This window comes from Lentilitoribacter sp. Alg239-R112, assembly GCF_900537175.1.
In the GTDB taxonomy this organism is placed as follows: Bacteria; Pseudomonadota; Alphaproteobacteria; order Rhizobiales; family Rhizobiaceae; genus Lentilitoribacter.
On sequence record NZ_LS999834.1, the window covers coordinates 602451 to 625822 of the forward strand.

Sequence of the window (23372 nt, forward strand, 5' to 3'; positions counted from 1 at the left end):
TCGAAATAGGGTCGGATATGTCCAGAAATACCAAGTCAAAAAAGCGCCTTCACGAAATCATTGATGAGAATGCACTTCAGTCTTGCTTTGAAGAGATTGCCGATGAGTTTGGCGGCGAAAGCGATAAAGCCCGAAGCGCTGTTTTGGAAACAGTAAAAGCGTTTAATGCTAAAGGTCGTGAAAGGGCACGCGAATTACTTCTAGAAGATGGTGGCGGAGTGGCGTGCGCCGAGCGGATTTCTTATCTTGAAGATAAAATAATTCAGAACCTATACACCTACGCAACGGCACACGTCTATAGAGCAGAAAATCCATCAAAAAGTGAGAACCTGTCCGTCATGGCAGTGGGTGGATATGGTCGCAGTACGCTTGCGCCGGGTTCTGATATCGATCTACTATTTATACTTCCATATAAATCCACACCCTGGACTGAACAAATTGTCGAATGGATTTTATACATTCTTTGGGATTTGCGCCAAAAGGTAGGCCACGCCACCCGCAACATCGATGAATGTATCAGGCTTTCCAAGACTGATATGACAATCCGCACATCAATTTTGGAAGCAAGGTATATTTGTGGCTCCAAGGAACTTGCGGAGGATTTAGCGACACGTTTTGGTGAAGAGGTGGTGAAAGACACCGGCACTGAATTTATTGCGGCTAAACTAGAAGAACGTAATGACCGACATCAGAAATCTGGCGATACAGCCTACCTAGTCGAGCCAAATATTAAAGAAGGCAAAGGCGGGTTACGCGATCTACACACACTGTTTTGGATCTCAAAATATTATTATCGCGTCGATACGGATAAAGAACTTATCAAGCTCGGTGTTTTTTCAAAGAATGAATATAATGAATTAAAGAAGGCAGAAGATTTTCTCTGGGCTGCCCGTTGTCACATGCATTACGTAACAAACAAGCCAGAAGATCGGTTATCTTTCGATATACAGCGCGAAATCGCCGCTGCATTGGACTATCAAGATCGCCCCGGATTAAGCGCAGTTGAACGCTTTATGAAACACTATTTTCTGATTGCCAAAGAAGTGAGCGATTTAACGCGCACGTTCTGTGCTGCATTGGAAGCGGAGAATGCGAAACAATCACCACGCTTTACCGATATGTTTCGTCGATTTAATCGTAGTATACGGAAAATTGCAGGAACAATAGATTTTATTGATGAGCATGGCCGCATCGTTATGGCAAACCCGGATGTGTTTAAAAATGATCCGGTAAATCTCATTCGTGTATTTTATTTTGCTGATAAACACGAGATTGATTTTCATCCTAATACTCTCAAACAAATAAAACGTTCTCTTAAGCTGGTCAACGCATCATTGCGCGCAAATTCTGAGGCTAATCGCCTGTTTATTTCGATCTTAACATCGCGAAGATCACCACGTCTTAACCTAAGTCGAATGAATAATTCAGGGGTATTGGGTAAGTTCATTCCCGAATTTGGCAAGATCGTCTCAATGATGCAATTTAATATGTATCATCATTTCACTGTAGACGAACATCTTCTTCGTTCTATCGGTATTTTAAGCAAACTCGAAAAAGGAGAGCTTGAGGAAGAGCATCCGCTCGCCCATAAGTTACTTCCAAACATAGATGATCGTGTCGCGCTTTATGTTGCCGTATTCATCCATGATATTGCTAAAGGCAGACCTGAGGATCACTCGATTGCAGGTGCGAAAGTCGCAAAAAAACTATGTCCTCGTCTTGGGTTATCAAACTCGCAAACAAATATGGTTGCCTGGTTAATTGAAGATCATCTAACGATGTCTACAGTTGCTCAATCGCGTGATTTAAACGATCCGAGAACTATTCGCGACTTCGCAAAATGTACCCAAACTTTGACACGCCTTAGAATGCTATTAGTTTTGACAGTTTGTGACATATCAGCTGTTGGACCAGGTGTTTGGAATGGTTGGAAAGGTCAACTTCTTAGAACATTATATTATGAGGCTGAGATTTTTCTATCGAGCGGATTTTCTCGATCATCACGCTGTTCACGCGTTGAAAATGCCAGACGAGACTTAGAAAATGCGCTCACGGAGTGGGGTGACGACGAGCGTAAGACATATCTTGCACTTCATTATGATCCCTATCTGATGACTGTTTCTCTTGAAGACCAGATCAGACATGCTGCAATGTTCCAAGAAGCTGATAAAACCGATAAAGCAATACACCATTCGGTCCGAACTCATGCGTTTCATGAAATTACAGAAATCACTGTCTTGGCACCAGACCATCCAAGACTATTCAGTATAGTTGCTGGTGCCTGTGCTGCAACGGGAGCGAATATTGCCGATGCACAGGTTTTCACAACATCTGACGGACGTGCTCTTGATACCATTATGATCAATCGAGCTTTCGAAGATGATGAAGATGAACTGCGTAGAGCAGGTGCAATCGCACGGTTAATTGAAGATGTACTTGCAGGCAAGACTGGTTTGCCGGAAGTAATAGCCCGGAAAAATAGTTACAAAAAAAGCAAAAAAACATTCTCGGTACCGACAGAAGTACGGATCAACAATGAGCTATCTGAAAAGTTTTCACTTATTGAGGTTGAATGCTTGGATAGGCCGGGTGTTTTGTCAATTATCACACAGTCGCTTGCTGAATTATCATTAAATATTGCTTCTGCGCACGTCACCACTTTTGGTGAAAAAGTTGTCGACACATTTTATGTTTGTGATCTTTTCGGACATAAAATTACAAGTAAAACTCGACAAATGCGAATTGCACAATATCTTACACAAGTTTTGAAAGATTCAAAACTGACTGGCAACGTGACAGAGCTTCACAACTATTCTGCACCAGTTGGAGATGGAGGCTCTGCACAATGAGCCTCATAACCAAATTTGCGAGCGTAGGCGGTGCAACAATGGCAAGCCGCGTGCTCGGCTTTGTCCGTGAAATGATGATCGCTGCTTTCTTAGGCACCGGACCAATTGCCGATGCTTTCTATGCGGCATTTCGCTTTCCCAATCTATTCCGTCGACTTTTTGCTGAGGGCGCGTTCAATGCAGCTTTTATTCCCCTCTTTGCGAAAAGGCTGGAAGAAGGTGAAGCATCTGCAAAAGAATTTGCACGAGATGTTATTTCGGTTCTTATTTTTATTCTTCTCATTGTCTCTGCGCTGGCGATCATTTTTATGCCATGGTTGGTCGGAACAATTATCGCACCGAAATTTGCCGCGAATCCCGCAAAGTTTGACATTACAATTCTCCTTACACGCATCATGTTTCCTTACCTGGCGGCAATGAGCCTTGTTGCCATGCTGTCGGGAATTTTAAACTCTTTACGCAAATATTTCCTTGCTGCATTTTTGCCTGTTCTTCTTAATATCGTGCTTATCGGAGCTCTCGCTTTAGCTGGATTTTTAAAGCTTGAACCTCCACAAATTGGCCTAGCACTTGCAATTGCAGTTACGATTTCCGGCTTCCTACAGCTTGCACTCGTAGCATGGGGTGCCAAGCATGAAGGGTATTTGCCACTCCCTCGCACACCTAAATTCACCGCTCCCGTGAGGCGCCTCCTTTGGCTTGCACTTCCTGCGGCACTTACGGGCGGTATTACACAGATCAATTTACTCGTAGGCCAAATTATTGCATCGGCAGAAGATGGTGCCATCGCAGTCATAAATATTGCAGATAGACTTATTCAACTGCCACTTGGCGTGATTGGAATTGCCATCGGTGTTGTGTTGCTCCCTGAGCTTGCGCGTTCATATAAGGCAGGAAAGCATGAAGAAGCACTTATCTTGCAAAGTCGCGGATTTGAGTTTGCATTATTCCTTACATTGCCTGCCGCAGTCGGTCTTGCTGTTCTAACGGAACCGATTGTATCGGTATTGTTTGAAAGGGGCGCTTTTGATGAGGCTGCAACCCTGCGCACTTCTGCAGTTCTGACCGTGTTCGCATTGGGTTTACCGGCCTTTGTTTTGAGCAAAGTTTTCACACCTGCCTATTATGTCGATGAGAATATGCGATGGCCTATGTGGTGTTCTTTGGCCAGTGTTATCGTCAATATTACTGGCAGCCTTATTCTCTTTCCAACATATGGCGTTGTGGGTATAGGCATCTCAACAGCTGCATCAGGATGGGTGAACGCACTTATGTTGATGATACCTTTAATGATCACACAGAAATTTAAACCTTCAACTGAAACGAAACGTCGAACAGGTGCAATAATCGCGGCATCTGTAATTATGGGTATAATCCTATTTTTTGCAAACGACAGAATTTTGCCAATATATCGTGAAATGAGCTTTGTCGAAAGTCTTGCTTCCGTGATTGCTATTATTGGTATTAGTGCAATTGTTTACTTTGGTCTTGCCATGATCATCGCAGGAATGAAGAAATCAGACCTGACGCAGGCATTTCGCAAATAGAGCAAGTTAAGCAACCTCTACATGAACGAATTTACTTGACCTTAGAAGGCCGTAAACGCATAACCCACCCAAATTTTAAGACGAAGGGTCAGGCCTTCCACAAGTCTGTCAGGAGAACAAATGTCTGCATTTAATGAATTGGTTTTTTCCGGTATGCAACCCACCGGAGCCCTTACACTTGGAAATTACCTGGGAGCGCTTAAAAAGTTTGTTGCGCTTCAAGACAATCATAATTGCATTTATTGTGTGGTCGATTCACACGCCCTTACTGCTTCACTTGTGCACGATAATCTGGTTGCGCAGACACGTTCTGTAGCCGCTGCATACATTGCAGCTGGCGTTGATCCCGTAAAACATATTGTGTTCAATCAGTCTGCGGTTCCTCAACATGCCGAACTTGCATGGGTATTTAACTGCGTGGCTCGGATCGGCTGGATGAACCGTATGACCCAATTTAAAGATAAAGCAGGTAAAAACCGCGATAACGCCTCGCTTGGCCTAATGGCATATCCAAGCCTGATGGCAGCCGATATTTTGGTCTACCGAGCAACGCATGTTCCTGTAGGTGATGACCAAAAGCAACATCTTGAACTTACGCGTGACATTGCGCAAAAATTTAACATCGACTTTTCAGATCGTATTGCTGAGCTGGGTATTGGTGTTGATATGTCCTATGGAGATAAAGCTGTTTCTGGTTATTTTCCCGTTACAGAACCGCTCATTGGCGGCCCTGCTCCACGCGTTATGAGCCTTCGTGACGGGACAAAAAAAATGTCAAAATCAGACCCTTCTGATCTATCCCGCATCAATATGACTGATGACACCGACATGATCGCCAAAAAAATAAAAAAGGCTAAAACTGATCCAGAACCATTGCCATCAGAACTAGATGGATTACACGCTCGCCCAGAAGCGGACAATCTCATTGGTATTTTTGCAGCACTTTCTGATATCTCCAAGGAAGATGTTTTGAGGGAGTATGGTGGTAAACAATTTTCTGAATTCAAACCCATCTTGTCTGAGCTTATGATTGAATCTATGTCGCCAATTACTTCTGAAATGCGTCGATTGAATGATAATTCTGACCATTTGGATGCCATTTTAAAAGATGGTGCCGAACGGGCTGAGGCAATTGCACAAAAGACAATGAATGATGTGAAAGATATAGTCGGTTTCTTGCGCAGCTGATTTTAATTTCAGTTTGACTTGAAACAAACAGTAATAGGGATTATCTTTCTAGAAAGATTCTAAACTAGCCTCACGCCAATTTTATACAAAGCGAAGAGGACATGGAGAACGATATGTTCATTCAAACAGAAACAACACCAAACCCAGCAACTTTGAAATTTTTGCCTGGTAAAGTTGTCCTTGAAGCAGGTACGGCTGACTTTCCAAATTTGGAGAGCATAAACGGAGCATCACCACTGGCTGAAAAGCTGTTCGAAGTTTCGGGTGTGACAGGTGTATTCTACGGGTATGATTTTATCACTGTGACGAAAGATGAAGCATCTGATTGGCAGCATTTAAAACCCGCGATCTTGGGTAATATCATGGAATACTTCATGTCTGGCGCTCCGGTTATGGCAGGCGAAAATGCTGGCATTCCCACGGATCAGGAAGGTGAATTTTTCGATGAGGCTGATACCAATATCGTCACAACGATTAAAGAATTACTTGAAACCCGCGTTCGTCCGGCAGTGGCACAAGACGGCGGAGATATAACCTTCCATGGTTATAAAGATGGCACAGTCTTCTTACACATGAAGGGCGCATGCGCTGGATGCCCATCATCCACTGCAACACTTAAACATGGTATCCAAAATCTGTTGCGCCACTTTATTCCAGAAGTTCAAGAAGTTGAGGCAATTTAGCGTTTTTCAATGCTGATACTTGCCGTCGATACAGCTGGTCCCATGTGTGCGGCATGCATTTATGATACGGCTAATGAAACTTTCTTGAGTTCTATCTCAGAAGAGATTGGCCGTGGGCATGCGGAAGTTTTACCCGGTATTGTCGAGCGCGCACTCAACCATGCTAACCTAGATTTTTCAGATTTAAGCTTGCTTGCAGTCAGCGAGGGCCCTGGATCATTTGCAGGTATTCGCGTTGGAATTTCGTTCATCCGCGCGCTTGCGCTAGCACTTAATATTCCATCTATTGGCATAAGCAGCCTGATTGCCATGGCGCATGCAACCTGCGAAACTGCAAGTCAGAATGCCCTCGCCGCCATTGACGCACGTCGCGGAGAAATCTATCTCGCTGTTGTTGATAGCAACGGATCCGTCGTAATCGAACCGGCAAAATATTCGGTTGAGGATGCAAATATGCTCGTGTCAAATTGTAAATATGTACTCTGCGGAAATGGAGTTGGTGTTCTTGAGACAGACAATTGCCAAATTGCCCATCAAAATGCATCAGCCCCCATTGAGATGATTGCTAAACTTGCTGTACAAAAACTGGAGGCATCTGGTAACCAGATCAAACCTCCAAAGGCACAATATTTGCGAGCAGCAGATGCCAAGAAACAGGCCGGTTTTGTATTAGATAGGCTCTAAAACATGGTCAAAATCGGAAAATTGTTCTCAAATAAACCAGATGTAGAGCTGCAGCCAGCAGTATCTGACCAGTCACCCCTTATCGCTGATCTTCATACAAAACTCTTTCGTCGTGGCTGGAGTGCAGACGAATGCGCATCCTTAATAAGCCAAAACACAGTTTTTGGATTTGTCGCACGCCCGATCAATCAATCAAAACCATTAGGCTTTGTGTTATCTCGTGTCATAGCTGATGAGGCGGAGATCCTTTCTATCGGCACAGATCAACGTGCCCAAAACCAGGGCCTCGGATGGCGTATGATGCAAGCTGTTATCGGGGAGGCTTCCAAACGTGGTGCGAAAAAATTATTTCTTGAAGTTGATGAAAATAACGAACCTGCTGTCATACTTTATAAAAAAATTGGCTTTAAGACAGTTGGAAAACGACAAGCTTATTATGACAACGGCGAGGATGCCAAAAGTAATGCGCTTGTATTAGAGTTCAAGCTGAATTAAAGCAATCTTTAAGAAAATGAGAGGGATTGTTTTAAATGGACAGCGAATTATCTCTTGAAGCCAGATGCGCCAAAGCTGGTTTACGGATGACTGAACAGCGGCGCGTTATTGCACGTGTGTTGGAACAATCGGCTGATCACCCCGATGCAGACGAACTACATCGCCGTTCTATTGAAGTTGATCCAAAGATATCCATCTCGACTGTTTATCGCACGGTTAATCTGTTTGAAGAACTTGGAATTATTGAACGGCACGATTTCCGCGATGGAAAATCTCGCTATGAAAGCGTCCCTGATGAACATCATGATCACTTAATTGATCTCAAATCAGGTAATATCATTGAATTTAACTCACCCGAGATAGAAGAATTACAAGAAAAAATTGCTAAAAAATATGGATTTAAGCTCGTTGATCATCGACTTGAACTCTATGGAATTCCCTTGAAGAAGGACTGATGTATGTACACGTTTTTACGTGCTGCTAAAATTATCTTAATACTTAGCTTATTAACCTTTACCCTTCTTCCTTTTTACCTTCTCGCGCTGTTGTTTCGGGATGATATATCACGATATTTTCCAACCATCTGGCATAAAGTTGCCTGTTGGTCTCTTGGCATAAAGATAAATCAACGAGGGTCTGTTTCCAAAAAGCAACCTTTAATGATTGCAGCAAATCATTCTTCATGGATTGATATTATTGCATTGGGGTCCTGCTTTCCGCTGGTGTTCATCGCAAAATCAGATGTAAAAACCTGGCCAATTTTCGGGTTTCTCGCAAAGCTTCAGCGTACAATATTCATTGAACGCACTAGACGCAGCAAAACCAAAGAACAGGTTGGAGAAATTTCTACACGCATGAAACATGGCGATATCGTTGTGCTTTTCCCCGAAGGCACAACATCTGACGGAAATTATGTATTGCCTTTTAAATCGGCTCTTTTTGGTGCGGTTCAACAAGCTCAGACTGATCTTGTTGATCATGAATTATTTATTCAACCCGTTTCAATTGCCTATCTTACCTCACATGGGATTCCCCTCAATCGCTCAAACCGAAGTTTGGCATCATGGCCCGGGGATGTTGAGCTCCTACCACATCTTAAAAACATCATCCTTGAAGGATCTATGGGGATTGAAATTACATATGCTGATCCCATTAAATATACCGAGGATATGAGCCGTTCCGAGATTGCAAAACAATGTGAAACCGCTGTTCGTAGTTGCTTGAATGCATCCCTACGGCAATAATTTATTGCCTATGGCGCTACGCCATCTATGCAAGGACAATATTTGCCTGTAAATAGCGCTCCATGAGCACTTTGGATAAACAAACACCCCAGCAAACAAGCGGCAAAGAGAAGAAGGTTTTTATCAAAACTTTTGGCTGCCAAATGAATGTGTATGATAGTGAGCGCATGAGTGATGCGCTGGCAAAAGATGGCTATTCCGAAACGACAAATGTTGACGATGCAGATCTTGTTTTGCTCAATACCTGTCATATTCGCGAAAAAGCAGCGGAGAAAGTTTATTCAGATCTTGGCCGGATTAATAAGACAAAAGAAAAACGCCTAGCCGCTGGCGGCAAAGATATGAAAGTCGCTGTTGCAGGCTGCGTAGCACAAGCTGAGGGCAAAGAAATATTGCGCCGCTCACCAGTTGTGGATTTGGTCATTGGCCCTCAAACATATCACCAACTGCCAAATGCCCTGGAACGTGTACATCAAGGCAAACGTGTTGTTGAAACCGAATTTACAGAAGACGACAAATTTGAACATCTGCCAAAGGCGGAGAAGAAACAAATTCGCTCTCGCGGCGTAACAGCATTTCTAACCGTTCAAGAAGGATGTGATAAGTTTTGCACCTTCTGTGTTGTGCCTTATACGCGCGGCTCAGAAGTTTCTCGCCCTGCAAATCAGCTGATATCAGAAGCTGAAAGCCTTGTTGCCGCTGGTGTGCGTGAAATTACTCTGCTTGGTCAAAATGTGAATGCTTGGCATGGCGAAGGCGGTGATGGGCGCGAATGGGGCCTTGGTGAACTTTTGCATGAACTTGCGAAGATTGAAGGGCTGGACCGGCTGCGTTATACGACAAGTCATCCGCGCGATATGGACCAGTCTTTGATCAATGCTCATCGTGATATTGAAAAACTGATGCCGTACTTGCATCTACCCGTGCAGTCGGGTTCAGACAAAATCTTGAAATCGATGAATCGCCGCCATACACGCGATGAATACATCAAACTCATGAAACGCATCCGCGATGTTCGCCCTGACCTAGCGCTGTCCGGAGATTTTATTGTCGGCTTTCCCGGTGAAACTGAAGAAGACTTTGAAGATACGCTTGACCTCATTAGACAGGTTGAATATGCGCAAGCCTATTCATTTAAATATTCACCTCGTCCGGGCACTCCCGGTGCGGATTTTGATAATCATGTGCCGGAAGATATCAAAGCGGATCGGCTTAAACGCCTTCAAACCTTGCTCGCAGAGCAACAATTAGCTTTCTCACAACAGTGTGTTGGCAAGGACATTGATCTTCTTTTGGAGAAAAAAGGTAAGAGAGAGGGACAGTTGATTGGTCGCTCTCCATGGCTCCAAAGTGTAATTGTTGATGCAAAAGAGTCACAAATAGGCGACATTATAAAGGTTCGAATCACCAGAGCGGCTCCAAACAGCTTGGAAGCCGATATTATCTAGCCAGAATAAACTGGTTAAAAATATTCAGGAGTCTACACTTTTGACAACACGGCACATGCCTTCAAATTCCTCTACCCAAAATGGTGCATCTGACACCACTCAAATCGAACTTACTTTTGATAACAATCGCCTCGCGACCATACTTTTCGGCCAATATGACCAAAATCTAGCGCTCATTGAACAAAAACTTGGCATCGACGCGCGCGCGCGCGGTAATAACGTGCTTCTCAATGGTTCAGAACGCGAGACAAATCAGGCAAAACGAGCACTTGATTATCTTTATGATCGCCTCCTGAAAGGTGAAGAAGTCGTCGCATCCGATGTTGATGGCGCAATCCGTATGGCCATTGCAGCCGATGATCAATTAAGTTTACCCACGATGGAAAGCGCCGCGAAGTTGACAATGGCACAAGTTTCAACACGCAAAAAAACACTGCAAGCACGAGGCCCAGCACAAGACGCTTATATTCGTGCAATGGAACGCGCAGAACTTGTATTTGGCATTGGCCCCGCTGGAACAGGTAAAACTTACCTTGCCGTTGCTTATGCTGCGCAATTGCTGGAGCGTGGACAAGTAGAGCGCATTATCCTATCTCGCCCTGCTGTTGAGGCTGGAGAACGTTTAGGGTTCTTGCCCGGAGATATGAAAGACAAAGTTGATCCTTATCTAAGGCCATTATACGATGCACTATATGACATGATCCCGGGCGATAAGGTTGAGCGCGCATTGGCTGCCGGTGTTATTGAGATTGCCCCCCTTGCCTTTATGCGTGGCCGTACACTGGCAAATTCTGTGATTATTTTAGATGAAGCACAAAACACAACACCTATGCAAATGAAGATGTTCCTCACGCGCTTAGGTGAAAATGGGCGTATGATTGTAACTGGTGATCCAAGTCAGGTTGACCTTCCGCGCGGTGTTAAATCAGGCCTTATCGAAGCGTTGGATGTGCTACGCGGCATCGAAGGTATTGTAGCCTGCAGGTTCCGCGATACCGATGTTGTGCGCCACCGCTTGGTTCAAAAAATTGTAACTGCATATGATAACAAGTTTAGCGAAACAAAGAAGCAAGATAGCAGTGAGTAATACATTTCCAAATGTTATCCATAATATCGCAATCGAAGCTTCACACTGGATTGATGAAAGTGAATTATTTTCTTTAGCAACAAAGTGTATTGATGCCTGCAATACATGGCTTAGCAAACATGAAAACCAGATATTTCCTGAAGAAGATATGGAATTGTCATTGCTCTTCACCGATGATGCTTCTATTCAACAAATCAACGTGAAATGGCGCGCGATGGATAAACCGACCAACGTGCTTTCTTTCCCAACAAAAGATTTAGGATCTGATGACACGCCGCTGCCCTTATTGGGCGATATTGTGTTTGCGTATGAAACAATTGAGCGCGAAGCAATCGAGCAAAATAAGAGTTTTGATGCACATTTAAGCCACTTGATGATACACGGCTACTTGCATCTTTTCGGTTTTGATCACATCGAAGACAAAGAAGCCGAGCATATGGAATTAACCGAGACTGGAATTTTAGCTTCAATTGGCCTATCTAATCCGTATAATGATGCTTAACCTGGCAAATAGTAAAAGAGAAAATGAACCAACATAACGCGGCGACGCAAGCTCAAACAACAGAGCAAGACTTAATGGGCGAACAGCCCGAAGAAGGCGACAGTCGATCGGAATCTTCAAACGACATTTCCACTAAAACAAGATCTGGGTCAGGATTTTGGCAAAGACTTAAGCGTGCAATTTTCGGACGTAATGGTGCCGAATCTTTACGTGAAGATATTAGTGAAGCACTTAAAAACAGCGATGGCCTCGATTCTGCTTTTTCTGCTGATGAACGAGCGATGCTGGATAATATTCTGCTCATGCGTGAAGTTCGAGTTCATAAAGTCATGGTTCCGCGCGCAGATATTGAAGCTGTTGACCGCTCCATTACATTGGGTGAGTTATTGACGGTATTCGAAAGCTCCGGCCATTCCCGCATGCCAGTTTTCAATGAAAATTTGGATGATCCAAAGGGTATGGTTCATATTCGAGACCTATTGGCTTATCTTACCAAACAAGCTCGAAATGGTCGTCGCTCATCAAAATCACCAACATCGAGAACACCGGCCAAACCTCTTGATTTAACGCGCATAAAGCTTGACAAAACACTTCAAGAGGCAGGCATTATCCGCAGTGTATTGTTTATCCCAGAATCCATGCTCGCGGCTGACCTTCTAAAACGAATGCAGGCTACGCGTACTCAAATGGCTTTGGTTATTGACGAATATGGCGGCACCGATGGTCTTATTTCGCTAGAAGATATTGTTGAGATAGTCGTCGGCGACATTGAAGATGAACACGATGACGTTGATGGTCCTCTCATCACATCAATGAATGATGGTGTCTGGCAGGCTGATGCTAAAGCAAGTATTGAAGAATTAACACCAATTATCGAAACTGACCTTACACGCAGCGAAAATGCTGAATATGCTGATACGTTAGGCGGGTTGATATTTGCAAGCTTAGGCCGCGTTCCTGTTCGCGGTGAAGTGGTTCGAATGGTGCCTAAGTTTGAGTTCCATATTATGGAAGCTGATGCACGTCGCATTAAGCGTGTTGAAATTGTACGCCTCAAAACACGTCGCGCGCACAAAACGATCGCCGACACCAATGATGAGGCAGGTAATGACACAAACACGACCGCGGCTGAATAATTGGATATATAATTATACATATCCCCTACAATTTGTTGAAAATTGGCCTCAACCTTTTTGGATGCGCTTGTTCTTAATGCATACAGTCAGATAATCTTACTGTCGTGCACGTAAACGATTCGGCTGTGTTACAATTGGCTTTACAAATATTAAATAGCTGTAAATCTAATCTCGTTGCCGACAACCCTAGGAGTTAATGCCTGACATGTTGGATAAAATTTCCGGCTATATCATGCTGTCCTGGGGAGTTCCTCGATTTGTAATTGCTTTTGGGGCCGGAGCGGTTTTGAATTTGGCGCTCGCTCCCATTCATTTTTTTGCAATTATATTCATCTCATTTCCAATATTAATCTGGCTATTGGATGGCGCTAGTGGACAACCCGATAAAGGGCTTATAAATCGGCAAATACCTGCTTTTTTTTCCGGATGGAGCTTCGGTTTTGGATACTTTGTTGGTGGGTTGTGGTGGCTAGCCAACGCCGTTATCACAGGAGGGGATGGAGCCTATTGGGCAGTTCCCTTTGCAATCTTCGGATTGCCAGCGTTTTTGGCGATCTTTTTCGGTTGCGCGACAGCATTTGCGAGAATGTTCTGGAAAGATAATATATCTAGAATTCTGTTACTTTCTGCGAGTTTAGGCATTTTTGAATTCCTACGCGGACATATTTTCACTGGGTTTCCCTGGAACACACTTGGATATCTTTCAATGCCATCTCCAATTGCAATGCAATCGGTGGAGATTGTTGGCATATACGGCATGACCATATTGACTGTTGTCGTGGCATCAACACCTGCGCTTTTCGCCACAAAAACAGGCCTTAAAACAGGCCTTTTTATCAGCTCGATACTCATTACTCTACATGTAGGTTACGGATTAATCGCATCCCATTTTAATGGTCCAGAAACAACGAGTTCCCACATCGTTCGAATCGTGCAGCCTTCAATTAATCAGTCGGAAAAATGGGATACAACCAAAAGAGAAGAAATATTTGAGACTTATTTAAAATTGACGGCAGACGATGAGGCAGAAGGCAGTGAGCGCCCATCCATCATTATCTGGCCAGAAACATCGGTGCCCTATATTTTAACCAAGACCCCAGACGCATTGGCGCAAATTGCAGATACATTGGAATTGGGACAAACATTGATTGTCGGCGCAGTTAGGCTCGAAGGTGACGGACTTAACCCAACGGATAAATATTATAATTCTATCCATGTTATCGATGATGAAGGTCAGATTTTGGATTCTGCTGACAAGGCTCACCTTGTTCCATTCGGAGAATATCTACCCTTTGAAAAATTTGCTCGAAACATCGGCCTCACGCCACTTGCTGAAACATTCGGTGGATACACGGCAGCAACAGGACAGAAGACCTTAAAACTTCGCGATGGGACAGAATTATTGCCCCTCATCTGCTACGAGGCAATTTTTCCTGCATATACAGGTGACAACCAAACCACAGCACAATTCATTGTCAATGTTACAAATGATGCGTGGTATGGCATATCGCCTGGCCCTTATCAGCACCTACAGCAAGCGCAAGCAAGATCTATTGAATCTGGCCTACCAATGTTACGCGCTGGCAATAATGGAATATCAGCTGTGATCGATAACCGCGGCTCAATTTTGTCTGGAATGGGATTGAATTTTGTCGGGTTTATTGACCACTCAGTTCCACCCAAAAGAGGCACTATTTGGAGTGAGCAGTCACGAATTTACGCCTTTCTCCTAATTCTAGCCTTAATTGGCGTAGTAATATTACGGATGCATTTACAAAGGCGCTAAGCAGAGTGGTCGCAGTATTTCTTGGGGAAATTTGCTTAGTTAGTATTATTTAGTTTATATAGATCTGTAAGCAACGCTATAACTGCTTACTTAGCACAGTTAAGTACTCCTGAATTTCATGAGTATAATACTAATAATAAACAACATATAAGTGCTCCGTAAGGATATATTTATGACAGCCATTAAGAAAACTCCGAATCCAATAGACATACATGTCGGAAGCCGAATCCGCTTAAGACGTACAATGTTGAGCATGAGCCAAGAAAAACTTGGTGAAGCGCTTGGAATTACTTTTCAACAAATTCAAAAATATGAAAAAGGGACCAATCGCGTTGGTGCCAGTCGCCTACAAAATATCTCATCTGTTTTGAATGTTCCCGTTGCTTTTTTCTTTGAAGACGCTCCTGGTGACCCACAAACTGGTCAAGGCGGTATGGCCGAAGCAAACAGCTCAAACTACGTTGTTGATTTCTTGTCTTCATCAGAGGGCTTGCAGCTCAATCGCGCATTTATCAAAATTGAAGACCCGAAAGTGCGGCGAAAACTTGTTGATCTTGCAAAAGCTCTAGCAGCAAGCAGCGATTCATCTGACAGCTAATAAACCAATACATCTCTAGAATCCAAATTGCCTGCGACTGATTTCAACCCAGTCGCAGGCAATTTCTATTTTAGCAATATTTATATTACGTTTTATAAAGAAAATTCCTTCATAATATCAAAACGATCATTTGCACATATCAAGATATATTTATATCCTTGTATTATATTTTCGATTTACGTAAAAGGTTATACAAATAATTAGCTAGACAATCGACTAAGCGAGGAATCTCATGGCACGCGGTAATTATCTTTTCACAAGCGAATCTGTTTCAGAAGGTCATCCAGATAAGGTATGTGACCGAATTTCGGATGAAATTGTAGATCTAGTGTATAAAGAAGCTCGCAAAACAGGGATGGACCCATTCAAGGTTCGCGTTGCATGCGAAACTCTAACAACAACAAATCGTGTCGTGATTGCCGGTGAAGTCCGCGTGCCAGATACACTCCTTAAGAAAGACAAAGCTGGAAACATCGTCAAAGACGCTGCTGGCCTTCCCGTTGTAGCTGCTGGACGCTTTAGATCAGCTGCGCGACGCGCAATCCGCGATATTGGCTATGAGCAAGACGGTTTCCACTGGAAAACAGCACGTGTGGATGTGCTTCTTCACGGTCAATCACCGGACATCGGTCAGGGTGTTGATAGTGCTGCGGATAAACAAGGTGAAGAAGGTGCTGGCGATCAGGGCATAATGTTTGGGTACGCATGTCGCGAAACAGAGGCACTTATGCCCGCACCAATCTATTATTCGCACAAAATTCTGGAACTACTCGCTGCGGCCAGAAAATCCGGTGAAGGCGATGCGGCCAAACTAGGACCAGACGCAAAAAGTCAGGTCACGGTCCGTTATGTTGATGGCATACCGCATGAAGTAGATTCAATTGTGCTTTCAACTCAGCATCTTGATGAAAGTTGGGATCAAAAGAAAGTTCGCCAAGTATGTGAACCATATATCCGAGAAGCTATGGGTGATTTACCAATTGCTGAAGATTGCACATGGTACATTAACCCGACAGGAAAATTCGTCATTGGTGGCCCTGACGGGGATGCAGGCCTTACTGGGCGTAAAATTATCGTAGACACCTATGGCGGTGCAGCGCCTCACGGTGGTGGCGCTTTCTCAGGTAAAGACACGACAAAAGTTGACCGCTCTGCGGCATATGCCGCACGTTATTTAGCCAAAAATGTCGTGGCGGCAAAACTTGCTGATAAATGTACTATCCAACTTTCCTACGCAATTGGCGTTGCGCAACCTTTATCAGTCTATGTTGATTTGCATGGCACTGGTAAGGTTTCAGAAGACGTTATCGAGGCTGCCATTCGTGAGAACATGGATCTCTCTCCAACAGGCATTCGCAAACATCTTGATCTTAACAAGCCAATTTATGCCCAGTCTGCAGCTTATGGTCACTTTGGTCGTAAACCTGGTAGAAACGGCTCGTTCTCTTGGGAAAAAACAGACCTTACGGCTGCTTTAAAACAGGCAGTAAAGAAAGCAGCTTAGAAATTTTCTGAGAGTTCCTCAATGTCAGACAAAGATCATCCGACACGGTCGACCGAAGCATTTTTCGGTCGGCGCAAAGGTAAGCATCTCAAAGAAAATCATCTTAAAGCACTCAGCGAAGTACTACCAAGACTAAAGTTGGATTTGTCGAGACAAGCTCCTGAAAACCTATTTGAGCTTTGGGATCGTCCATTTACATCTATACGTTTAGAAATTGGCTTCGGCGGCGGTGAACACCTCCTTCACCGCGCCCGTTCTTCTTCTATGCAGGATGTTGCCTTTATCGGCATTGAGCCTTTCGTCAATTCCATGGCTAAACTGGTTCAATCCGTTAGCAATGACCCAATTGATAACCTTCGACTGTTTGATGATGACGCAACGTTTGTGCTCGATTGGCTACCTGACCATTGCCTTGATCATATTGACTTGCTTTACCCAGATCCATGGACAAAGAAGCGTCATTGGAAGCGTCGATTTGTTTCTAAGGTAAATCTTGATCGTTTCGCACGCGTATTGAAGCCCGGTGGCAAGTTTTGTTTTGCCTCGGATATCGATACATATGTGAACTGGACATTACAGCATATCAAAGCCCATGATGAATTTAGCTGGATTGCAAATGGACCGGATGATTGGACAAAACCATGGCAAGACTGGCCATCAACCCGCTATGAAGCGAAGGCCTTCCGCGAAGGCCGCACACCTGCCTATTTAGACTTTATCAAAAAGTAATCTATTATAAGCGATCTTAAGAAAGCAATCTTCGCCGCTTACTGCGTCGGACTAAAAGATGATGGTGCAGCTTGGATTGCTTTTGCAACTCCATCCTGAACTTGGAATATTGCAAGGCCTCGCTCGTTAAGACCCGATGGCAAGAACCTAAAGATACCTGATGCACCGATAAAACCCTGGCGCCTTTGAATTTCGGTTGCCGTAATCTGCTGACCTGGTCTTTCTTTAAGCAATCCACCCACAAGCAGAACTGCATCATAACCTAAAGCCGCATTTACAGTTGGTTCGCTGCCAAATTTTTGCGCATATCTTTGTTTAAACGCTTGAAACCTTGCCTGATCCATATCAGCAAACACAGCACCTTGCAGTTCTGGAGCGCTCAGGTTTGCAGTTCGCCACTGCCCGGTGCCGATGACCATTTTATTGTTCAGATCAACACCAAGGCGCTTCAACTGTCGAATGATGGCCGCAGGTGTATTGCCCCCATCAGGTATAAAAATTGCATCCGACTGCTGTGCTGCACCAAGAGCTTCTGTAATCGCCGCCTGAACTGACTTACTGTTATACTGATACTTCGAAATGGCTAGTAACTGCCCGCCGCTAGCTTGAATCGTTGACCGCAGTTGGCGCTCAACCAAATTTCCATATGCGCCGCTTGGCAATATGGCGGTAAATGATCTTTTTCCTTGCGAAATAGCGTAGTTAACCGACCTTGAAACAAGTTGGTCTGGCAAGAATGAAATCAAGTAACCCCCTGCACCAGCTGCGGTTGGGTCGGAAGAAAAAGCTACAAGCGGACGCCCTGACTGGGTAATAATTGACCTTGCAGATGTGACTGAACTTGAAAATAAAGGTCCTAGCACCACAGCTGATCCTTCGCGAATAGCTGCCTGGGTGGCCGTAATTGCACCTGCGGGTGTGCCAGCTGTATCCTTAATTACAAGCTCCATCACATCTCCACCAAGATCGGAGATAGCCAGCTCAGCCGCATTCTGGATTTGCTTTGCAACCGCAGAGCCATTTCCCGGTGCCGTGCGGGGGATCAAAAGAGCAACTCGGGCTGGACCAAATCCTAAAACATCACCCACAGCTGGACCTGTTTTAGCGGGTAATGTTGAAGCATTTACGGTTTGGGCTTTTGTTTGAGAGCCTAAACCAAAATCAGTTACACCTGATTGGCAACCAGACAGAATAACAGTCGCAGCTACGCACATCGCGGCTGTTTTCAATTTACGCATTTGCTGCCCATACATGAATAGAGTGCCCCACCCCAAAAATTGCAATTTCATGTTTTTACCGCAGACTTGCCAAATTTTCCAGCGGCCAATAGGAGATTAGTGTTTTATTTGATAGATTTATGCGGTTACAAGTAGCGTAAAATACCAATGGAGCCTTCGTGACAGACCAAAATTACACAATTGCGACGTTTAAAATCAACGCCAAGCCGATTGAACCTGGCCTTTACATTGTTGCAACTCCCATTGGGAACTTAGGTGATATTACATTGCGTGCGCTAGAAACGCTCGCTGCTTGTGATGTTATAGCTTGCGAAGATACGAGAACCAGCAGCAAATTGCTAAATCGCTTTAATATCAAAACACGTACAATTGCCTATCATGAGCACAATGCGGCTTTTGCATCTGAGAAGATGATAGCAGCACTTGATGAAGGCAAAACAATTGCTCTTATATCCGATGCGGGAACACCACTTATCTCTGATCCCGGCTACCGCATTGTCAATGCAGCATCTGCAGCAGGTCACCCCGTCATTCCAATTCCGGGTGCAAGCGCATTACTTTCGGCGCTCATGGGCGCGGGGTTGCCAACAGACAGTTTTTTCTATGGTGGTTTCTTGCCACATAAAGAAAAAGCTAAACGTGATCGTCTCACGGAAGTTTCCCGCATAGAAGCAACACTTATTTTATACGAATCTCCAAATCGCTTGCTAGCATCGTTAAAAACAGCAGAGGATGTATTGGGTGGAGACCGTCTTGCTTGTGTTGGCCGTGAGCTTACCAAATCTTACGAAGAATTCGTACGAGGGACACTATCTGAACTTGTTGAAACATTTTCTGAACGTGCAATTAAAGGAGAAATTGTGTTGGTTATCGGGCCACCCACACAGTCTGAGGTTATGTCAGATGATGAAGTTATGGGTTGGCTCAAAGAACTTGCGCGTGACCTACCAACGGGAAAAGCTGCCAGCGAGGCCGCACGTCTTACAAACCGTCCACGCAAAGAACTTTATAAAATCCTACTCGATTTAAAAAACAAAAATCCCTAAATGTCAGAACCAGCAAACAGAAAAAAGGCCTATCGAAAAGGTTTTATCGCTGAATATATCGCGGCAATGTTTTTGTTGTTTAAAGGCTATCGCATTTGTGCGCTACGCCACAAAACTAAACTTGGAGAAATTGATATCATCGCAAAGAAAGGTGAGCTTGCAATTTTCGTTGAGGTGAAAGCGCGTAAAACTGCTCAAATAGGAATAGACGCAGTTTCTCACGCTTCCCAATCTCGAATCAAAAACGCAAGCGATCTGTGGTTAGCAAAACAAAGAGATGCACAAAAATTATCTCAACGATATGACATCATTGTTATCACCCCAACAAGTTTTCCCGCACATTTTTTGGATGCTTTTTGAGAACAGATATTGAGTTCATCAGCTAACAGTCCTATTTCAAGCATCAACAAGGATAAAATCATGACTGATATTAAAAAAGTAGCGGTTCAAATGGACCATGTCTCTGGCATTGATATTACCGGTGATACGACATTTGCATTGTCGCTTGAGGCTCAGGCTCGCGGATATCAACTTTTCCATTATACACCTGATCGCTTAAGCCAGCGCGACGGAGAAGTGTATGCGTCTATGGAAGTCATGACATTGAAGGATGAAGTTGGTGATCATTTCACTTTGGATGAAGCTAAAAAGGTGTCTTTATCTGACATGGATGTTGTGCTTTTACGCCAAGACCCGCCCTTTGACATGAATTATATCACAAGCACGCATTTGCTTGAACTTGTCCACCCGAAGACACTTGTCGTCAATGATCCTGCATGGGTTCGTAATTCTCCTGAGAAAATTTTTGTGACAGAATTCACCGATCTAATGCCCAAAACTTTGATCACAAAAGATCCTAGAGAAATCATGGATTTCCGCCAAGAAGTAGGCGATATGATCTTAAAGCCTCTTTATGGTAATGGCGGTGCAGGCGTATTTTTGCTGAATAAAGATGATCAGAACCTCACTTCCCTCTTGGAAATGTTCGGTGACCTATTCGTCGAGCCTTATATCGCTCAGCAATATTTGCCAGCAGTTCGCGCAGGAGATAAGCGTATTATTCTCATCGAAGGTGAACCGGTTGGCGCAATTAACCGCGTACCCGCCGAAGGTGATGCACGCTCCAACATGCATGTCGGTGGAAAGGCGGAAGCCATTGAATTAACACCGCGCGATAAAGAAATTTGTGACCGCATTGGACCAGCATTGCGCGAGCGCGGGTTTACTCTCGTCGGCATCGATGTCATCGGCGACTATATGACTGAAATCAACGTCACATCGCCCACAGGTGTGCGTGAGGTGAAGAAATTTGGCGGCACTGATATTGCAAGCTTATTCTGGGATGCGATTGAAAATCGCAAGAAAAATGGCGGACAATTCGTTCTTTAATTGTTCCATTTTCGCAACCAAATACAACTCATCACAACCTGAAATGCAAAAATACAGCATTTTGTTCTCATAATGTTCTTGTTTTTACGACACAAACATGTGTATTGTAAAACCCGATACTCGCAAATAGTGTATTAGAGCACAATATGGGGACGTAAATGGTTGCGCATGTAAAGACTGTCGCATTTCAGGGAATTGAAGCTCTGCCTGTTGATGTTCAGGTTATGATTTCACCCGGGAAGATTGGCATGCATATTGTTGGCTTGCCAGACAAGGCCGTTGCTGAAAGTCGCGAGCGGGTACAAGCTGCACTTCATGCATCTGGCTTATCGTTACCTGCGAAAAAAGTTACGATTAATTTAGCGCCCGCTGATCTACCCAAAGAAGGATCCCATTTCGATCTTCCTATTGCGCTTGGTCTAATGGCAGCGATGGATGCAATCCCAAATGATGTTTTGCAGAACTATGTTGTTCTAGGCGAATTATCGCTTGATGGAGCAATTTCTTACGTTACAGGTTCACTTCCTGCAGCCATCGGTGCCAATGCGATGGATCGTGGTTTAATCTGCCCCGAAGCCTGTGGCGCAGAGGCCGCATGGGCAGATGAAGATATGGATATTTTAGCACCCATAAGCCTGATCTCAATTGCCAACCATTTTCGAGGCACCCAAGTCTTATCGCGGCCAAAACCAGCGCAACGAGCACTTACAACCAACTTACCTGATCTAGCCGACATAAAAGGGCAAGAAACAGCAAAACGCGCATTGGAAGTCGCAGCGGCTGGCGGGCATAATTTACTGATGGTTGGTCCGCCTGGTTCTGGAAAATCCATGCTTGCATCCCGTCTTCCATCCATTTTACCACCTCTTACGCCGGCTGAAATGCTCAGTGTGTCGATGGTTCATTCCATTGCTGGACAATTATCTGGTGGGCATTTAACTGATCAACGTCCATTTCGGTCACCGCATCACTCTGCTACCATGGCAGCAATGGTTGGCGGTGGTGCAAAAGCACGTCCAGGTGAAGTTTCTATGGCACATAAAGGGGTCTTGTTTTTAGATGAATTTCCAGAATTTTCACCGCAAGTTCTGGATTCCCTGCGCCAACCTCTGGAAAGTTCACAATCTGTCATCGCACGGGCCAATCACCGCGTGAGTTATCCAGCAGATATTCAACTGATCGCAGCCATGAACCCGTGCCGCTGCGGCATGGCAGGAGAGCCCGGGCAGACCTGTGCACGTGGTCCACGTTGCCAAACCGACTACCAAGCTCGTATTTCAGGCCCTTTATTAGACCGTATCGACCTGCGCATCGAAGTGCCTGCCGTTACGGCAATGGACCTCATACAACCAAAGCCTGCTGAACCAAGTGAGAACGTCGCGAAAAGAGTTTTGCGAGCCCGGCAGCTGCAAGAACAAAGATATCAAGACCTTAGCCATAGCGATGTTTTAGTCAATGCGCGTTGCCCCACCGCATTGATTGAAAAGGTTGCCCAGCTGGATAAGGCTGGAACATCCCTGTTGCAAGAAGCAGCAGAAAAAATGGTGTTTTCTGCTCGCGCTTATCATCGTGTGTTAAAAGTTGCCCGAACGCTTGCCGATTTAGATAATTCAGACATTGTGGGTCGAATTCATTTAGCAGAAGCGATCTCTTATCGAATTGCAGGTGAACGACTGACACAAGCCGCATAGTTTATTTATTGCTTAACTTGTTCCCGTTGAACCAAACCCGCCAGTACCGCGAACTGTCTCACTTAGTGCATCAATTTCCCTAACCTTTGCCTGCACCACTGGCGCGACAACCATTTGCGCCACGCGCATACCCCGTGTGATTTTAAATGCCTCTTGGCCCAAATTTGCCAGAATGATTTTTACTTCACCTCGATAATCGCTATCGATAGTGCCAGGCGTATTAAGACACGTGACACCATGCTTTAAGGCCAAGCCCGAACGCGGTCTGATTTGAACCTCAAATCCTTGAGGTATTTCAAAGATAAACCCGGTTGGCACTAGCGTTCGTCCGGTCGGGGGAATGACAAACGTATCATCCTCTCCAATTGCAGCACGCAAATCCATACCGGCAGAACCTGTCGTTTCATACTCCGGCAAGGCGATGCCTACGCCATGTGGCAGACGATAAAACCCGATAGTTGGATGGGACATTTTATACCCTTATTAATTTCTTTGACATCAACATCCAAATTTCCAAACAAGCGTCAA

22 protein-coding genes are annotated in these 23372 nt (G+C 44.5%); 20 read left to right on the plus strand and 2 right to left on the minus strand.

Annotated features, from left to right (window positions below; all coding sequences use genetic code 11):
• Positions 1–17 precede the first annotated feature (17 nt).
• The 16 genes from G3W54_RS16175 to G3W54_RS16250 all read left to right on the plus strand — a co-directional run bounded on the left by G3W54_RS16175 (position 18) and on the right by G3W54_RS16250 (position 17480).
• Positions 18–2849 (plus strand): [protein-PII] uridylyltransferase, encoded by a 2832-nt coding sequence (locus tag G3W54_RS16175; RefSeq protein ID WP_162654301.1) that lies wholly within the window; start codon positions 18–20, stop codon positions 2847–2849.
• On the plus strand, positions 2846–4396 hold the full coding sequence (murJ, locus tag G3W54_RS16180; RefSeq protein WP_162654302.1) for a murein biosynthesis integral membrane protein MurJ: 1551 nt from the start codon (positions 2846–2848) through the stop codon (positions 4394–4396). The genes G3W54_RS16175 and murJ overlap by 4 nt, the downstream gene beginning before the upstream one ends.
• Positions 4397–4516: 120 nt before the next feature.
• Positions 4517–5584, plus strand: coding sequence for a tryptophan--tRNA ligase (gene trpS / locus G3W54_RS16185; RefSeq protein WP_162654303.1), 1068 nt, complete (start codon positions 4517–4519; stop codon positions 5582–5584).
• A 113-nt stretch (positions 5585–5697) separates the two neighbouring features.
• Complete coding sequence (locus tag G3W54_RS16190; protein WP_162654304.1) at positions 5698–6267, plus strand: NifU family protein; 570 nt, start codon at positions 5698–5700, stop codon at positions 6265–6267.
• Positions 6268–6276: 9 nt separating this feature from the next.
• Positions 6277–6951, plus strand: coding sequence for a tRNA (adenosine(37)-N6)-threonylcarbamoyltransferase complex dimerization subunit type 1 TsaB (gene tsaB, locus G3W54_RS16195; RefSeq protein ID WP_162654305.1), 675 nt, complete (start codon positions 6277–6279; stop codon positions 6949–6951).
• Between the two features lie 3 nt (positions 6952–6954).
• Positions 6955–7446 carry an N-acetyltransferase gene (locus tag G3W54_RS16200; protein ID WP_162654306.1) on the plus strand — a complete coding sequence of 164 codons (492 nt, stop codon included), beginning with the start codon at positions 6955–6957 and terminating at the stop codon, positions 7444–7446.
• A gap of 35 nt (positions 7447–7481) precedes the next feature.
• Positions 7482–7901 carry a Fur family transcriptional regulator gene (locus tag G3W54_RS16205; RefSeq protein WP_162654307.1) on the plus strand — a complete coding sequence of 140 codons (420 nt, stop codon included), beginning with the start codon at positions 7482–7484 and terminating at the stop codon, positions 7899–7901.
• A 3-nt stretch (positions 7902–7904) separates the two neighbouring features.
• Entirely contained in the window at positions 7905–8690 is a 786-nt protein-coding gene (locus G3W54_RS16210) for a lysophospholipid acyltransferase family protein (RefSeq protein ID WP_162654308.1), read from the plus strand.
• A 62-nt stretch (positions 8691–8752) separates the two neighbouring features.
• The gene (gene miaB / locus G3W54_RS16215) at positions 8753–10138 is read left to right on the plus strand and encodes a tRNA (N6-isopentenyl adenosine(37)-C2)-methylthiotransferase MiaB (protein ID WP_162654309.1); all 1386 of its coding nucleotides are present in this window, start codon (positions 8753–8755) and stop codon (positions 10136–10138) included.
• Positions 10139–10193: 55 nt separating this feature from the next.
• Positions 10194–11225, plus strand: coding sequence for a PhoH family protein (locus G3W54_RS16220; protein WP_162654464.1), 1032 nt, complete (start codon positions 10194–10196; stop codon positions 11223–11225).
• A 16-nt stretch (positions 11226–11241) separates the two neighbouring features.
• Positions 11242–11727 (plus strand): rRNA maturation RNase YbeY, encoded by a 486-nt coding sequence (ybeY, locus tag G3W54_RS16225; protein WP_244627970.1) that lies wholly within the window; start codon positions 11242–11244, stop codon positions 11725–11727.
• Positions 11728–11801: 74 nt separating this feature from the next.
• On the plus strand, positions 11802–12863 hold the full coding sequence (locus G3W54_RS16230) for a hemolysin family protein (RefSeq protein ID WP_162654465.1): 1062 nt from the start codon (positions 11802–11804) through the stop codon (positions 12861–12863).
• Between the two features lie 205 nt (positions 12864–13068).
• On the plus strand, positions 13069–14649 hold the full coding sequence (gene lnt, locus G3W54_RS16235) for an apolipoprotein N-acyltransferase (RefSeq protein ID WP_244627959.1): 1581 nt from the start codon (positions 13069–13071) through the stop codon (positions 14647–14649).
• Positions 14650–14821: 172 nt separating this feature from the next.
• Entirely contained in the window at positions 14822–15247 is a 426-nt protein-coding gene (locus G3W54_RS16240) for a helix-turn-helix domain-containing protein (RefSeq protein ID WP_162654311.1), read from the plus strand.
• Between the two features lie 232 nt (positions 15248–15479).
• The gene (gene metK / locus G3W54_RS16245) at positions 15480–16751 is read left to right on the plus strand and encodes a methionine adenosyltransferase (protein ID WP_162654312.1); all 1272 of its coding nucleotides are present in this window, start codon (positions 15480–15482) and stop codon (positions 16749–16751) included.
• Between the two features lie 21 nt (positions 16752–16772).
• Positions 16773–17480: a tRNA (guanosine(46)-N(7))-methyltransferase TrmB gene (locus tag G3W54_RS16250; protein ID WP_162654313.1), complete on the plus strand. Its 708-nt coding sequence runs from the start codon at positions 16773–16775 to the stop codon at positions 17478–17480.
• Between the two features lie 38 nt (positions 17481–17518).
• Here G3W54_RS16250 and G3W54_RS16255 read toward each other — a convergent pair whose 3' ends face one another.
• A complete protein-coding gene (locus G3W54_RS16255; protein ID WP_162654314.1) occupies positions 17519–18718 on the minus strand; it encodes a penicillin-binding protein activator in 1200 nt (399 codons plus the stop codon).
• 158 nt (positions 18719–18876) lie between these two features.
• Here G3W54_RS16255 and rsmI point away from each other — a divergent pair, with 158 nt between their 5' ends.
• The 4 genes from rsmI (at position 18877) to G3W54_RS16275 (ending at position 22844) form a co-directional block, all read left to right on the plus strand.
• Positions 18877–19764, plus strand: coding sequence for a 16S rRNA (cytidine(1402)-2'-O)-methyltransferase (gene rsmI / locus G3W54_RS16260; protein ID WP_162654315.1), 888 nt, complete (start codon positions 18877–18879; stop codon positions 19762–19764).
• Positions 19765–20124, plus strand: a complete 360-nt coding sequence (locus G3W54_RS16265) for a YraN family protein (protein ID WP_162654316.1) — start codon at positions 19765–19767, stop codon at positions 20122–20124.
• Between the two features lie 60 nt (positions 20125–20184).
• On the plus strand, positions 20185–21153 hold the full coding sequence (gshB, locus tag G3W54_RS16270) for a glutathione synthase (RefSeq protein ID WP_162654317.1): 969 nt from the start codon (positions 20185–20187) through the stop codon (positions 21151–21153).
• A gap of 158 nt (positions 21154–21311) precedes the next feature.
• Positions 21312–22844 (plus strand): YifB family Mg chelatase-like AAA ATPase, encoded by a 1533-nt coding sequence (locus tag G3W54_RS16275; RefSeq protein ID WP_162654318.1) that lies wholly within the window; start codon positions 21312–21314, stop codon positions 22842–22844.
• 12 nt (positions 22845–22856) lie between these two features.
• Here G3W54_RS16275 and dut read toward each other — a convergent pair whose 3' ends face one another.
• The gene (dut, locus tag G3W54_RS16280; RefSeq protein WP_162654319.1) at positions 22857–23315 is read right to left on the minus strand and encodes a dUTP diphosphatase; all 459 of its coding nucleotides are present in this window, start codon (positions 23313–23315) and stop codon (positions 22857–22859) included.
• Positions 23316–23372 lie beyond the last annotated feature (57 nt).

What these genes read in the sequence shown, in the direction of transcription:
- G3W54_RS16230 (WP_162654465.1), top strand. Translation starts at nt 11,802, where the DNA reads ATGGGCGAACAGCCCGAAGAAGGCGACAGTCGATCGGAATCTTCAAAC.
- G3W54_RS16205 (WP_162654307.1), top strand. Translation starts at nt 7,482, where the DNA reads ATGGACAGCGAATTATCTCTTGAAGCCAGATGCGCCAAAGCTGGTTTA.
- metK (WP_162654312.1), top strand. Translation starts at nt 15,480, where the DNA reads ATGGCACGCGGTAATTATCTTTTCACAAGCGAATCTGTTTCAGAAGGT.
- gshB (WP_162654317.1), top strand. Translation starts at nt 20,185, where the DNA reads ATGACTGATATTAAAAAAGTAGCGGTTCAAATGGACCATGTCTCTGGC.
- G3W54_RS16275 (WP_162654318.1), top strand. Translation starts at nt 21,312, where the DNA reads ATGGTTGCGCATGTAAAGACTGTCGCATTTCAGGGAATTGAAGCTCTG.
- G3W54_RS16255 (WP_162654314.1), bottom strand. Translation starts at nt 18,718, where the DNA reads ATGCGTAAATTGAAAACAGCCGCGATGTGCGTAGCTGCGACTGTTATT.
- G3W54_RS16200 (WP_162654306.1), top strand. Translation starts at nt 6,955, where the DNA reads ATGGTCAAAATCGGAAAATTGTTCTCAAATAAACCAGATGTAGAGCTG.
- tsaB (WP_162654305.1), top strand. Translation starts at nt 6,277, where the DNA reads ATGCTGATACTTGCCGTCGATACAGCTGGTCCCATGTGTGCGGCATGC.
- miaB (WP_162654309.1), top strand. Translation starts at nt 8,753, where the DNA reads ATGAGCACTTTGGATAAACAAACACCCCAGCAAACAAGCGGCAAAGAG.
- G3W54_RS16220 (WP_162654464.1), top strand. Translation starts at nt 10,194, where the DNA reads ATGCCTTCAAATTCCTCTACCCAAAATGGTGCATCTGACACCACTCAA.
- trpS (WP_162654303.1), top strand. Translation starts at nt 4,517, where the DNA reads ATGTCTGCATTTAATGAATTGGTTTTTTCCGGTATGCAACCCACCGGA.
- G3W54_RS16175 (WP_162654301.1), top strand. Translation starts at nt 18, where the DNA reads ATGTCCAGAAATACCAAGTCAAAAAAGCGCCTTCACGAAATCATTGAT.
- G3W54_RS16240 (WP_162654311.1), top strand. Translation starts at nt 14,822, where the DNA reads ATGACAGCCATTAAGAAAACTCCGAATCCAATAGACATACATGTCGGA.
- G3W54_RS16250 (WP_162654313.1), top strand. Translation starts at nt 16,773, where the DNA reads ATGTCAGACAAAGATCATCCGACACGGTCGACCGAAGCATTTTTCGGT.
- G3W54_RS16190 (WP_162654304.1), top strand. Translation starts at nt 5,698, where the DNA reads ATGTTCATTCAAACAGAAACAACACCAAACCCAGCAACTTTGAAATTT.
- murJ (WP_162654302.1), top strand. Translation starts at nt 2,846, where the DNA reads ATGAGCCTCATAACCAAATTTGCGAGCGTAGGCGGTGCAACAATGGCA.
- dut (WP_162654319.1), bottom strand. Translation starts at nt 23,315, where the DNA reads ATGTCCCATCCAACTATCGGGTTTTATCGTCTGCCACATGGCGTAGGC.
- lnt (WP_244627959.1), top strand. Translation starts at nt 13,069, where the DNA reads ATGTTGGATAAAATTTCCGGCTATATCATGCTGTCCTGGGGAGTTCCT.
- G3W54_RS16210 (WP_162654308.1), top strand. Translation starts at nt 7,905, where the DNA reads ATGTACACGTTTTTACGTGCTGCTAAAATTATCTTAATACTTAGCTTA.
- G3W54_RS16265 (WP_162654316.1), top strand. Translation starts at nt 19,765, where the DNA reads ATGTCAGAACCAGCAAACAGAAAAAAGGCCTATCGAAAAGGTTTTATC.